The 13,248-nt window shown below is 30.3% G+C and carries 15 protein-coding genes; 8 read left to right on the top strand and 7 right to left on the bottom strand.

Translation table 11 applies throughout. The features are described from left to right. The 5 genes from N5D90_RS14760 to N5D90_RS14740 form a co-directional block, all read right to left on the bottom strand. Positions 1-656, bottom strand: a 656-nt coding sequence (locus N5D90_RS14760) for a DUF3667 domain-containing protein (RefSeq protein WP_280063037.1), incomplete at its 3' end; no start/stop codon positions are given. A gap of 210 nt (positions 657-866) precedes the next feature. After that, a complete protein-coding gene (locus N5D90_RS14755; protein WP_280063036.1) occupies positions 867-1,487 on the bottom strand; it encodes a hypothetical protein in 621 nt (206 codons plus the stop codon). A 96-nt stretch (positions 1,488-1,583) separates the two neighbouring features. Continuing rightward, positions 1,584-2,291: a hypothetical protein gene (locus tag N5D90_RS14750; RefSeq protein WP_125350289.1), complete on the bottom strand. Its 708-nt coding sequence runs from the start codon at positions 2,289-2,291 to the stop codon at positions 1,584-1,586. 60 nt (positions 2,292-2,351) lie between these two features. Beyond that, positions 2,352-3,074 carry a tRNA threonylcarbamoyladenosine dehydratase gene (locus tag N5D90_RS14745; protein WP_280063035.1) on the bottom strand — a complete coding sequence of 241 codons (723 nt, stop codon included), beginning with the start codon at positions 3,072-3,074 and terminating at the stop codon, positions 2,352-2,354. Between the two features lie 14 nt (positions 3,075-3,088). After that, complete coding sequence (locus N5D90_RS14740; RefSeq protein ID WP_280063033.1) at positions 3,089-3,745, bottom strand: TatD family hydrolase; 657 nt, start codon at positions 3,743-3,745, stop codon at positions 3,089-3,091. A gap of 73 nt (positions 3,746-3,818) precedes the next feature. On the opposite strand from N5D90_RS14740, the gene mdtD reads away from it, so the two are divergent. Then, a complete protein-coding gene (gene mdtD / locus N5D90_RS14735) occupies positions 3,819-5,222 on the top strand; it encodes a multidrug transporter subunit MdtD (protein WP_280063038.1) in 1,404 nt (467 codons plus the stop codon). 61 nt (positions 5,223-5,283) lie between these two features. On the opposite strand, the gene N5D90_RS14730 is transcribed toward mdtD, so the two are convergent. After that, on the bottom strand, positions 5,284-6,324 hold the full coding sequence (locus N5D90_RS14730) for an asparaginase (RefSeq protein ID WP_280063032.1): 1,041 nt from the start codon (positions 6,322-6,324) through the stop codon (positions 5,284-5,286). Between the two features lie 125 nt (positions 6,325-6,449). Here N5D90_RS14730 and N5D90_RS14725 point away from each other — a divergent pair, with 125 nt between their 5' ends. The 7 genes from N5D90_RS14725 to N5D90_RS14695 all read left to right on the top strand — a co-directional run bounded on the left by N5D90_RS14725 (position 6,450) and on the right by N5D90_RS14695 (position 12,749). Further along, on the top strand, positions 6,450-7,286 hold the full coding sequence (locus N5D90_RS14725) for a hypothetical protein (RefSeq protein WP_114999120.1): 837 nt from the start codon (positions 6,450-6,452) through the stop codon (positions 7,284-7,286). 63 nt (positions 7,287-7,349) lie between these two features. Then, positions 7,350-7,805 (top strand): peptidoglycan-binding protein LysM, encoded by a 456-nt coding sequence (gene lysM, locus N5D90_RS14720; protein WP_125350834.1) that lies wholly within the window; start codon positions 7,350-7,352, stop codon positions 7,803-7,805. 148 nt (positions 7,806-7,953) lie between these two features. Further along, positions 7,954-8,796, top strand: coding sequence for an OmpA family protein (locus tag N5D90_RS14715; RefSeq protein WP_280063031.1), 843 nt, complete (start codon positions 7,954-7,956; stop codon positions 8,794-8,796). A gap of 88 nt (positions 8,797-8,884) precedes the next feature. After that, positions 8,885-10,183, top strand: coding sequence for a sodium:proton antiporter (locus tag N5D90_RS14710; RefSeq protein ID WP_280063029.1), 1,299 nt, complete (start codon positions 8,885-8,887; stop codon positions 10,181-10,183). Beyond that, positions 10,183-10,689 (top strand): hypothetical protein, encoded by a 507-nt coding sequence (locus tag N5D90_RS14705; protein ID WP_114999127.1) that lies wholly within the window; start codon positions 10,183-10,185, stop codon positions 10,687-10,689. The genes N5D90_RS14710 and N5D90_RS14705 overlap by 1 nt, the downstream gene beginning before the upstream one ends. A gap of 119 nt (positions 10,690-10,808) precedes the next feature. Continuing rightward, complete coding sequence (locus tag N5D90_RS14700; RefSeq protein WP_114999129.1) at positions 10,809-12,185, top strand: ATP-binding protein; 1,377 nt, start codon at positions 10,809-10,811, stop codon at positions 12,183-12,185. A gap of 6 nt (positions 12,186-12,191) precedes the next feature. Continuing rightward, positions 12,192-12,749: a hypothetical protein gene (locus N5D90_RS14695; RefSeq protein WP_114999131.1), complete on the top strand. Its 558-nt coding sequence runs from the start codon at positions 12,192-12,194 to the stop codon at positions 12,747-12,749. A gap of 56 nt (positions 12,750-12,805) precedes the next feature. On the opposite strand, the gene N5D90_RS14690 is transcribed toward N5D90_RS14695, so the two are convergent. Next, positions 12,806-13,240: an META domain-containing protein gene (locus N5D90_RS14690; protein WP_114999133.1), complete on the bottom strand. Its 435-nt coding sequence runs from the start codon at positions 13,238-13,240 to the stop codon at positions 12,806-12,808. Positions 13,241-13,248: the final 8 nt, after the last annotated feature.

The raw sequence follows: 13,248 nt of genomic DNA, 5'->3' as shown, positions 1-13,248 counted from the left end.
GGAATGACATGCAAAGATTTCTCAACAATAGCTTCTCCTAATTGTTCATCAGAAACCTTTCTTTTTCTTAACTCTTGGTATTTTTCAATAAAGGGAGATAATATTGGAACGTTATTTTTTACTTCAGATTGCAAGTTTTCAATAGATTCATCATTTACTTCTTCTAAAGAATTTATGTTTTTATTCTTTTCAAATTCAGATTTTATTTTTGCACCTTGTTCAACAGTAGCGAATCCTTTGTTTTGTAAAGTGTCTATTGTTGCATTAACTGCCTTTTGAATTTTTTCAGTATTTTCTATTGATATAGGCTCATTGGAAGTGTCATTATATTCAGTTTTATGAGAAGGAAAAATTGAGATAATAAAAAACGTTACAAAACTGACAAAAATGTACATCTTCACCGGATTAACAGAACTATTTCTTTTACCACTTAAATATTCTTTGGTTAAAACTCCTGGTTTCAAAAATAGTTTTTTGATCGTTTGCCAAAAACTTCCATCGTAATGAATAAAATCTTCGATAAAGTGTGTAAATAAAAAGTGAAACGGTTGACGTGTTTCTACATTTTCTTGTCCGCAATGTGTGCAATAATGTTCTTCTACGTAATGTCCACAATTTTGGCAATTATGATCTTCTCTTAGTTTTCCGTGACTCATGTGTTAATTCTTAGTGATGATAAATCTATAAAAAGATTATTTATTTTGAAATAACCACGAAGAAATATTTGATTAAATATAGATTAAGAAAATAGCTTTTTTGTCTTTTTGATTTTGTTAAGAAATCTCTAGAAGATTCTTCACTTCGCTATTGCTTCGTTCAGAATGACAATTGAGTCTATGTCATTCCGACAAAGGAGGAATCTAAATTTATTTTCTTTTTCTAAAATTGAAGAATAAACTAATAGTCAATAAAAATCCTAAAAGACTTAAACCTATCCAATAATATTTATTTCTTTTTTCGGCTGATAATTTATACAATTCAAACTCTTTTTGGATTAAATTCTCTTTACTTGAATTTGGAGGAGGCGGAATATTAAGAGTGTTTTTTTTCAGATATTCTTTACTAAGTTTTTCTAATTCTTCTAATTCAGATTGTTCAACAAATTTTAAATCAGAAGTTCTTGTACAAATATTTGTATAGATGCTAAAATCTGTGATAAATCCATAAATTAAATAGGTTTCATTTAATTCGAAGTTACTTCCACAACCTCCAAACATTGATGAGGCAGGTGTGTAAATAGTTGTATAATATTTTTGTTTTTTATTTGTAATATCTATATTTTTTTTGAAATTTTTCTCGATTTCAAATGTATAAGCAAAAACAGGATTTGAAGAATAATCATAAAGAGTTGTATCAATTTTAATGACTTTTCCTATTATAATTTCATCAAATTCATCAAATGAATTTTTAACAGATGGAAATTCTCCACAACTACAACCAAATGTAAAAGTTGAGAATAAGAATATGAAAGTAAAAAAGTATTTCATTCAAATTAGTGTTTCCTCTAATTTACAATATTTATCTAAACAAAAAATCCACTTCAACAGAAGTGGATTTTTTTATTTCTTGTAAAAATAGTTGGCTTAAAACTCAGCAAAAAAAGCTTCTACTTTTTCTACACCGTTTGCGTCTAAGGCTTCAACCAATTCTTTTTTGATTTCAGTTAATTCTTTCTTTTTCGCTTTTTTCAAAACTGGTTTTGCAGTTTCTAAAAAGTTTTCGATTTGTTCTAAACCACGAGAACTTAAGAATTTTTCGTCTGTTTTTTTCAATTTAGCATAAACTTGTACCAACATTCTACATTGTTCCAAGGCTAAAACGTATTCTTTTACAGTTTCTAACGTAATCATGTAATGCAACATCAATTGTACTGAAGGCATATTACGTTGATGACCAAATTTCGTGTATTTTTCTAATGCAATTCCAAAAGATTCTTTACTACGTTCGATATTTTTATTTAAAGCTGCAGAAATCACAACGTTAAACCAATCGTCCGAATTATCAGAGTTTTGAGCGATATCGAAAAATGCATTATCCGCATTCTCAAAATCTTGTAAACTATAATATGATAACGCAATTAATTTCTTTGCATCGTACAATTGTTTTGGGTCTTTTGCATCCAATAAACCTTCACAAATTTTGATACACATCTCGAAATTGCTGTTTCCAAATAAATCTCTCGCAGTATTCAACAACGAATTAGTCGCATTCTGTTCCAACGCTTGCTCGTACATAAATTGACGCGCTCTCAAAACATCCTCGTATGTGATATAATCGTAATTGATTTTCATTTTTTTCGTCTCTTTGTTAATTCGCAACTAAATTAATTAAATCTTTAAGAAAGTACTTAATTATTTATCTTTTTTTAATAAATGTCGAATCACCGTTTCTGCCGCATGCAACCCGAATAAACCAGGCATCCACGAATTAGTTCCGTAAAACGATTTTTTATAATTTTTTCCGTCCGTTAATTTAACCGAAGATTCATCAGGAACTTCTGTCGAAAAAACAGCTTTTACACCTTTATTAATTCCTTCTTTTTTTAATCGTTTTCTAACATTTTTTGCCAACGGACAAACATCTGTTTTGCTAATATCACGCACTTGTACTTTGCTTGCCAAATATTTTCCACCAGCGCCCATATTACTGATTACTTTAATTTTTTTGCGTTTTGCAGCTAAAATCAAATTAATTTTTGGCGTTACAGAATCGATGCAATCTAACACATAATCAAAATCAGTTGTGACGATTTCGTGTGTACGTTCTGGACTCAAAAATTCGTTAATACGTGTTAATTCTAATTCAGGATTTATATCCATCAAACGATCACCAACCACATCTACTTTATGTTGTCCAACTGTCGAATGTAAAGCGGGTAATTGTCGGTTAATATTTGTAATGTCAACAGTATCGCCATCAACAATAGTCATTTTTCCAACTCCTGCGCGTGCGATAAATTCTGCGGCAAAAGAGCCAACTCCACCTAAACCAACAACTAAAATGTTCGAATTTTTAAGGATTTCTAAACCTTCTTCTTTGAATAATAATTCAGCTCTTTCTTGCCAAACTGCCATTGAAATGTATTTTATTATGATTGAACTTCGTAACCGAAAACTGTTTTCCAATTTTCTGCTTGTTGAAGTTGTAATTCCTCGATTGTAATTTTTCTCAAATCTGCTGCAAAAGTATAAATTTCTTCAATAGAAATTTCGCTTGCATCATTTTCCAAAAAGAATTGATTTGCAGAAAGATTTGCAAATATAATTTGTAAGTTTTTGTTTGATAGAAGATTTTTACCAAAAGATGCAAAACTATTTTGCGCAATAATTTGATTGAGCAATTGCTCATTCTTATTGAAACCATGAAAAATAAACGGAATCGTCAATTTCATTTGTTTTCGAATGTGTAAAATTTCTTGATAAGCGCGAACCGAATGTATAATGACTGGAAGTTGATGTTGCGTTGCAATTTCTAATTGTTTTTCAAAAACATTGATTTGTAATTTAAAATCTGTTTCGCACAATTTATCCAATCCAATTTCCCCAATCGCCAAACAGTTTTTATTCGAAATAGTTTGATTGATAATTTCGATTTCTTCCTCTATTGATGAGGTTTTGATGTAAGCTGGATGAATCCCAACCGAAAATAATTTTGCTTCATTATTCAACTCATTTGGAAACTGATTATACAATTCCAAAACATCTGTTTGATGAGCTAAATGATGTGTATGCGCGTTGAGAAACATAGTTCAAATTTAATCTTTTTCAATGATTTTTCGAAATGTTAAAATAGGAATAGAATTTGCTGTAGGAATTTTAATGAATTCAGATCATATTTTAAATCCAAAAATGTTGAAGTTTTTGCCATGGCTTGGTGCGATGGCAATTTTTATGCAAGCTTTGGACGCTACAATTTTAAATACTTCTTTACCTACAATCGCAAAAGAATTAGGAAAATCGCCTTTGGAAATTCAGTCGATTATCGTTGCGTATACATTAACAATTGCTTTGTTAATTCCTTTGAGTGGTTGGCTATCGGATAAATATGGAACGAAAAAAGTCTTTCAATCAGCAATATTGATTTTTACACTTGGATCCACACTTTGTGCGTTTGCGACAACATTGCCTTTTTTAGTGATTTCACGCGTTATACAAGCGATTGGAGGATCGATGATGGTTCCCGTTGTGCGTTTAGCAATTTTGTATGCTTATCCAAAAAGTGAATTATTAAAAGTGATAAATTTTATCACCATTCCAGGATTAATAGGACCACTTTTAGGACCAACAATTGGAGGTATTTTGGTTGAAACTTTATCGTGGCATTGGATTTTTATTGTGAATATTCCTTTTGGAATAGTAGCACTTTGGATGACGACTTTTGCGATTCCTGATTTTAAACATCCAGTTTTTAAATTTGACATAAGAGGCTTGATTCTTTTTAGTGGAGGAGTTACGGTGTTAACATTGATTATGGAATTAACTTCGTCTCGAATGATTGGTTGGCAGACAATCATTGCATTGACGGTAGTTTCTGCCTTTTTGATTGGGTTGTATATATATCATGCAAAACATAAACAACATCCTTTAATCGATTTGAATTTGTTTAACATCAGAACTTTGCGAATTGGTATTATAGGAAATTTAATTACACGATTAGGAATAGGAGGAATGCCTTTTCTTATTCCGCTTTTGTTGCAAGTTGGTTACGGATATTCGGCTACTGTAGCGGGATTGATTATGATTCCATCCGCAGCAAGTAACATTATAGCAAAATCTTTTGTTGTACCAATTGTGAATAAATTTGGTTATCGAAATACGTTGATTTCCAATACAATTATTTTAGGATTAATCATTTGTCTATTTTATTTTTTACAATCCGAATCTCCAATTTATTATATCATTCCGTTAATGGTTTTGAATGGTTTTTTTAGTTCGATACAATTTACAGCAATGAATACCTTGTCTTTAGCTGATTTGGACGAAAATACATCCAGTGAAGGAAATAGTTTATTGTCGGTTACACAACAATTGTCATTAACTTTTGGAATTTCTGTAGCTGCATTGATTTTAGGCGTTTTTAGACAAGCAGGATTTGTAAATGGAGTAGAAGTACAAGCTTTCCGTTATTCATTTTTGACGATGGGTGTGATGACAATTTTATCAACTTACATCTTTTTCAAATTAAGAGAATCTGATGGCGCTTCGATGTCAGGGAAGAAATAAAATTTAGAACATAAAAAAATCTCTACCAAGTAGAGATTTTTTCGTTTTATATTATTCTGATCTAATCATTGTAAAAATGATGGCGAAGTTCACCTTTCAGGTTTGTTTCATATTGCGTTTTGAATTCTTCTTTCGAAAGATTTTGACCTAATAAATAAATAGCTTTTGTAATTGCAGCTTCCATTGTCAAATCATAACTCGAAATTGCTCCCATATTTAGTAACGCATCACTTGTCGCATAACGTCCAAGTTCTACCATTCCACCCGCACATTGCGTATTGATGATAAGATGAACTCCTTTATTCGTCACTTCTTCCAACAATTCGATAAACCAATCATCAGTAAAAATATTTCCTGTTCCGAAAGCTTCAATAATAAAAGCTTTCATATTTGGAGCGTTCAAAACACTTTCGATAAAAGAACGATTCATTCCAGGAAAAATCTTCAAAACACCAACATCAGCATTTAGATCTTTATTGATAGAAAGTTTATCTGTCACAACATTTTTTAACAACAAATCTTCTTTCACTTCCAAATGAACACCAGAAACTCCAATTACTGGATAATTCGGCGATTCGAAAGCATCAAAGTTTTCTGCATTAATCTTAGTTGTTCTATTCGCACGGAACAATTTATATTCAAAATACACGCAAACTTCCTTGATAATTGGTTTGTCATTTTTGCGTAATGAAGCCAATTGAATCGAAGTAATTAAATTTTCTTTTGCATCTGTACGCAAATCTCCAATTGGTAATTGCGAACCAGTGAAAATTACAGGTTTCTCTAGATGATCAATCATAAAACTCATTGCAGAAGCTGTATACGCCATTGTATCTGTTCCATGTAAAACGACAAAACCATCATAGTTTTCGTAGTTTTGTTGAATGGTTTCTGCAATTTCGATCCAATATTTTGGTTTCATATCAGACGAATCTATTGGTGTATCGAAACTATGATAGTCGAAAGAACAATCTAAAAGTCCCAACTCTGGAATTTGTTTCAACAAATTATCAAAATTGAAAGGTTTCAAGGATTGATCTCCATAATCTTTCGCCATTCCAATTGTTCCTCCTGTGTAAATTAATAAAATTTTTGTTTGCATGCGGTTTGATTAATTTCTGGTTAAAATTAACCATTATAAAAAATCTGTACAACATCTTTTCTTAAACTCCGATATTTTGTAAATTGGATAAATAATTGTGAATATAATTTTAAACTATCAACTTGATGAAACTATTACTTTTAGCCATTACAACTTTGTTAACATCAGCTTATGTTAATGCGCAATCTGACGAAGGATTGTTTGAAGTTGAGTACGAAATGAACGGACAAGAATTGAAATCTTTTGCTTTTTCTACGGATAATTGTGCGCAGAATTTGATTGTAAAATCGTGGGAAAATTGGGTAACGAACAAAGAAGGTTCTTCTGCTTTTCTAAAAAAACACGAAGCGAGTAACATCAAATTCAAAAATTCGCAAGATGTCTATAAATCTGTGATTAGTTTGGTTGATGAAGAAAACGGAAAAACGACCGTGATTAATACATTAACTGATCAAAATGGAATGACATTTAATAGTAATTCGGCAGAGTTTGATAAAATTTATGCTCAACTACAAGATTTAGCGACTAAAACGAAGCAAGGTTGTGTGCGAAATGAGTTGAGGTTAGCCAACGAAAATATGATTCGATTGACTAAAGAAAATGCAGATGCACAATTGAAAAAAGGAAATTCTATCAAATCATATCTAAAAAATAATAACACCTTATTGAAATTAGAAAGTAAAAAGCAAGCTTTGGGTGATAAATTGGATTTGGTGGTGAATCAATTGGAAAGAGAATCGAATGATAAAGTAACTGATGGCTTGATGAAGAAAAAGATAAAAACAGAAAACTCTTTGCGATCGATAGAAGATCAAGTAGTAACATTGAGCGGAAAAATACAAACTGCCGAAGAGAACGATAAAGGTTTAGACGCAAAAATTAATCAATTAACAAGTCAAATTCAGCAACAACGCTCGATTACAGAAAATTTAAAAAAGAAATATTCATCAATTGCACGATAATTGTTAGAGAAATTATATATTTACTAAATATCAACAAATAAATATTATTAAAATCAACTCGTTATGGGATTATTTTCATTTATCAAAAATGCCGGAGAAAAAGTCTTCGGAGGTGCAGAAACACCAGAAGAAAAAGCAGCTAAAGTAAAAGATCAAGTTGCAAAACAAGGATTTGATTTGTCAGGAGTAACTTTTTCTGCTGATGGAGATAAAATTGTAGTAGCTGGACAAGCATTGGACATCAATGAGAAACAAAAAATTTTAGCAACAGCAGGTAACATTGATGGAGTGGAAGGAGTAGAAGATCAATTAACATTGAAAACACCTTTGAAAATCGAAATTCCAGATTTATCTAAGACAATGTACACTGTAAAAAGTGGAGATTCTTTATCTAAAATTGCCAAAGAAGTTTACGGAGATCCAATGCAATACCCAAAAATTTTCGAAGCAAACAAACCAATGTTAAAACACGAAGATAAGATTTATCCAGGTCAAGTTTTGTATATTCCTCAGGATTAATACAATAGAAATAAAATATTCACGTTAAAACTCCTACAACCAAATGATTGTAGGAGTTTTATGTTTTTACAGCATGGTTTTTGCGGAATATTTACTCGCAATAAAAAATAATAGCATATATTCGTATAACTGAAATAAAAAAATAATTATGAAAGTTTCAATTTTGCCAGTAGCGGTTATCGCTGCTTCAACTTTATTTAGTTGTGTGAGTCAGAAGAAGTATGATGAATTACAAAACAAATTCAACTCTGCTTATTCTGAGAACCAAGGATGTCAAACAGAATTGGCTGTAGCGAAAGCTAAATTAGCTAATTTTGAATCTAACCAAGGTCAGTACGAAAACACAGTTCAGAGTGAAAGAAATCAAATTAAACAATTACAAGAGCAATTGAAAAATTGTATTAATGGTGGTTCTAAAAATGTTTCTGAATTAGTGAACGAAATCAATCAGTCTAACAAATACATCAAACATTTGATTGATGCGAAAAGCAAATCTGATAGTTTGAACATGGTTTTAACAAACAACTTGACGCGTTCTTTATCTAGCAACGAAGCAAAAGATGTTGATGTTAAAGTTTTAAAAGGTGTTGTTTACATTTCGTTAGCTGATAACATGTTGTACAAATCTGGTAGTTACGAAATTTCGCCTGCTGCAGGAGAAACTTTAAGTAAAATTGCGAAAATCATCAACGATTATAGAGATTACGATGTATTGATTGAAGGTAACACAGATAATGTGCCAATTTCTAAACCAAACATCCGCAACAACTGGGATTTATCTGCTTTACGTGCATCTTCTGTTGTACAAGCATTACAAAACCAATATGGTGTTGATGGTAAACGTTTAACAGCTGGTGGACGTGGAGAATTTAATCCATTAACTACAAATGCGACTGCGGAAGGAAAATCTAAAAACCGTCGTACACAAATTATTATCTTACCTAAGTTAGATCAATTTATGGATTTAATTGGGCAAGCTCCAAAAAACTAATTTTGATAAAAAAATCAAATTAATATAGAAAGAGCCACTTTATAGTGGCTCTTTTTTTGTAACTTTTTCCAAATTTTAATCAATACCAATGGAACTATATTATTCTTTTTCGGTTCTAATTGTTCTTGCTGCATTATTTTCTTATGCAAACCTTCGATTCCTAAAATTACCTGGAACAATTGGAATTATGATTATCGCCATGTTAGTATCTGTCGCTATCCGTTTATTGGGAGATAGCTATTTTCCTGATGCTACAAAAGACATGTTTCAACTCTTTAACAGTTTAGACTTCAATGAAATATTGATGGGCGCAATGCTTAATTTTCTGCTTTTTGCAGGTGCAATGCACGTTAATATACTCGATCTGAAAAACTTGAGATGGACAATTGCTACTTATGCTACAATTTCGGTAGTATTATCAGCATTTATTATATCAGCAATTTTATATTACATCGCCCCATATTTTGGTATTCAAATTCCGTATATCTATTGTTTATTGTTCGGAACATTAATTTCTCCAACTGATCCAATCGTTGTATTAGGAATTTTGAAACAAGCAAAAGTTCCTAAAATTATTGAGACAAAAATTACAGGAGAGTCACTATTTAATGATGGTGTAGCAGTTGTAATGTTCGCAGTAGTTTTACAAATAGCAACTAATCCAAGCTTTGATGCTGACTTTGCAAGTGTTTCAAAATTATTCTTGATGGAAGCTGGTGGAGGAATTTTACTTGGGTTATTATTAGGATTTACAGCTTCTAGATCCATGAAAAAAATTGATGATTATAAAGTTTCAGCTTTAATTACATTGTCGATTGTAATGGGAGGATTTTTGATTGCAAAAGAACTTCATGTTTCGAGTCCTTTAGCTATGGTTATCGCAGGTTTAATAATCGGAAATTATGGAAAGAAATTCGCAATGAGCAAAACAACTCAAGATTATTTAAACAAATTTTGGGAGCTTATTGATGAGATAATGAACGCTATTTTATTCCTTTTTATAGGTTTCGAATTGTTGTTAATAGAAGATTTAATGGATCAAATTCTATTAGGAATTGTCACAATTTTTATCGTCTTATTATCTCGAACATTATCAATTGTGATTCCAGCTCGTACTATTTTAAGAAAAAATACATTCTCCAAAGGTTCACTTATCGTTTTAGTTTGGGGAGGAATTCGTGGTGGAGTTTCAATTGCATTAGTTCTTTCGATGCCAAATTCGGAATGGAAAGATTTGTTGCTAGAGATTACATATATTGTCGTTTTATTCTCAATCGTTATTCAAGGTTTAACCGTTGGTAAAGTTGCGAACCGCGTGTTGAAAGACGAATCTGATGAAGCAAATAAAGAAGAAATAGAAGATTATCTTAATTCATCTAAATTGTAATGTTCGAAAGTCAATTGAAATTATTTACGCAATCTTATGATGACGCAATTTTTTATAATAATGACGCTAAGGTTGATGGTACAATTGGAGCAAAGTTGCACTTGTCATACTATTATATCGACATTCCTTATAAAAATTGTTTGATTTATGTAGAACAAGAATTAGGAAATCATAATCTAGGAAAAATTCGAGTAACCTTAGATAAAATATCGTTACCAATTTTTACGATTACGAATATTAATCATCTTGTCAATTTATTTTTAAGAAAGAAACAGATTCTAAAAGTTGATTGTAGCAATGAATCTTTTAAACATTATTTACAGAATTTATTGATTGAAACTAATCTTGAAAAAATAGCAAAGGATAATTTATTCGAACCTAAAATATCAAGTAAAATTGAAGGTGAAAATTTGGTTATAGAAACAATTTACCATTTAGAATTTGAAGAAAAAATAGAAGCTCTGAAAGCTTTAATAGAATTTTACAAGAAATTAATTTCATATTAGCAAAAACAACAAGCGCATCTATAGATGCGCTTGTTGTTTTAACAGAAGTTTAGAATTTAAAATAGTCTAGTTAACGAATTAATCTTTATTTTTAATAGAAATTAGAACAAGCCAACAGAATGAAATTAAAAGATTTATCTAATCAACTCGAAATATCTTTAGGAAGTTTACAGAATTTTATCAATGATTTTAATATTGATTTGAGTTTTTGTATTGACGAAAATTTTAATGTAACACAACAATTTATAGCATTTTCGGAAGAGAATAAAGACTTCTTAAAAGAATATGCAGAAGATTATTCCAAAGAAAAAACAATAGAAGAGATCGCTAAAACAATTGGAGCAAAAGAGGAAGATGTGCTTCATTTTTTTGTTACTAATGGGATTCCTGCTGAAGTTGCAAAGCAGATGAAAACTGGTGTTTCGAGCTATTTGATTCATTCTTATATCGGTGGAAAATATCCATTTATAGAAAAAGCTTTTCCACAAAATGAGGATTTTTCGGGAAAAAGTTTAGTCGGTTATACCGATTTGTATTTTTATATGACCGACATGTTAGATCCGTTTATCAGCAAAGATCAAGTAGAATGTTGGGGAATTTCCAAGCCTGCGGGATTGATTTTATATGGACCTCCGGGAAGTGGAAAAATATATTGGGCAAAGAAAATTGCAGATATGATAGGTTATGAATTTGTGCATATTTTCAATGATTATTTGGTTGGAAATTTTGATTCAAAAAAGAACAAATTCTCTGATTTTCTTTCCAAAAAAATGAATCAACCTAAAACATTATTGTTCATTGATTCGTTTGACGAAATATTACATTCGGCAACAGAAAATACAATTTATCCAGAAATGGTCGATTTGTTTTATTCCGTTTTAAGACATATCCAGAAGAGTGATACACAAGAATTGTTGATAATTGGAGCAGTAGAATCGTTGGCAAATTTGAACGATCAAATTGTTGCACCAGGACGTTTTGATTTGCATATTCCAATTTTTCCACCATCTTTTGATGAGCGCAAACAATTACTTTTACATCACATGACAGCGAATTTGGCGCAAGATTCTCCGTTATTATCAATTTTGAAAAATCAAAATGCGTTGAACAAAGATTTCTGGACGCCTTATGCAGCTGAAATGAGACTTTTCTCAAATACAATGTTGATAGATTTTACACAATCGCTTAAAAAACGTTTGTATGCGTTGTACAGAAAAGATGAAACGAAAAATATTGTGATGACAGAAAAGGTTTTGTTTTCGGCTTTCCAAGAAGCAAAATCGAAATTAACGCCAGATTATTTAAAACATTGCGCAATTTTCTTAACAGAAGCCAAACAAAATGTTGGACAAGATTTTCCACATCGTTTGATTGAATTAAATGCTGATTTAGAGTTTTATTTATCATCAAAAGAAATTCCGATTACTAAAATTGGTTTTAAGCAAAGTGATGAAAACATAGTAGAGAAACTTGTAGAGAATAATAATGATAAATAGTATTTTATGAAATTTATACTTGTAATATTTTACTTTTTTACATTAAGTTTAAATGCTCAGATTTTAGAAAAAAAATATATTAAAATTAATGATAAGTCTCTTTTGGAAGTTATAAATAATAACAATATAACTTTAAAATATCCAATTATCCATGGCGATTTAATTAAAAAAAAGAATTTTTTTAATCTTGAATATGAAATTAAAAAGGATACTTTAAATTTCATTGAGAACGGAATTAATAAAACTTTTTTAATAAAAGAAAAAATGTTAATAAATTATTCAAATCAAGATGTTTTTATAAAGGAGGAAGAATATTTAAAAAGATTAACACTTGTTCTTTTTGATAATGAAAAATTTTATATAAGATTTCCTAAAACTTCTAATGGGATTATAGTTGAAGATTATATTAATAATGATTCTGAAGTTTTAAATAATAAATTAAAGAAAAAACTTAAAAATATTAATGAAAATAAATATAATGTTGAGATTATTAAAGGTTTTGAAGCTATAGAAAAATATGGATATGAGGGAATTAATGGTGTAATAATTATAAAGAAAAAATAAACCATAAAAAAAAAGCGCTCGTAGAGCGCTTTTTGATTTTATAAAATGATTAAAACTTACAAAGTTTTAAATGTTAATAACAAGATATTTCCTTTGTAAAGATGTAATTCTTTTCCAGAAACTTCGTAACGATTTACACTTTTCAACATCGATAAAAATGCTTTTTCTTCTTGCAAATTAGGACAAGCCATTTTAGTTTCAGAAAAATTAACAAAGCTTGTTACGCCGCTAACTTTTGTAAAAGCAGCATTGAAATTGTTGCAACCCGCAAAACCACTTACAGTCGAATTCGCTTCGTCTATAACCAACATTACGTCCTTATCGTACAAACCTTTTACTACGTTGTTATCGTTGATCAAATACCAATTTTGATTTGAAATCGAAACTTCCGATTTTGGTTTAATTTTAGCAGTACTTGCGCTTGTAGAACAAGAAGTTGCTATAAAACTCATCAAAATAGTTGCTGAAAATAAAGTTACAATCTTTTTCATTTTTCGGA

This window comes from Empedobacter sp. GD03797 (genome assembly GCF_029842105.1).
GTDB lineage: Bacteria > Bacteroidota > Bacteroidia > Flavobacteriales > Weeksellaceae > Empedobacter > Empedobacter falsenii_C.
The sequence above is the reverse complement of the archived record's forward strand: the minus strand, read 5'-3'. Positions and strand labels throughout refer to the sequence as shown.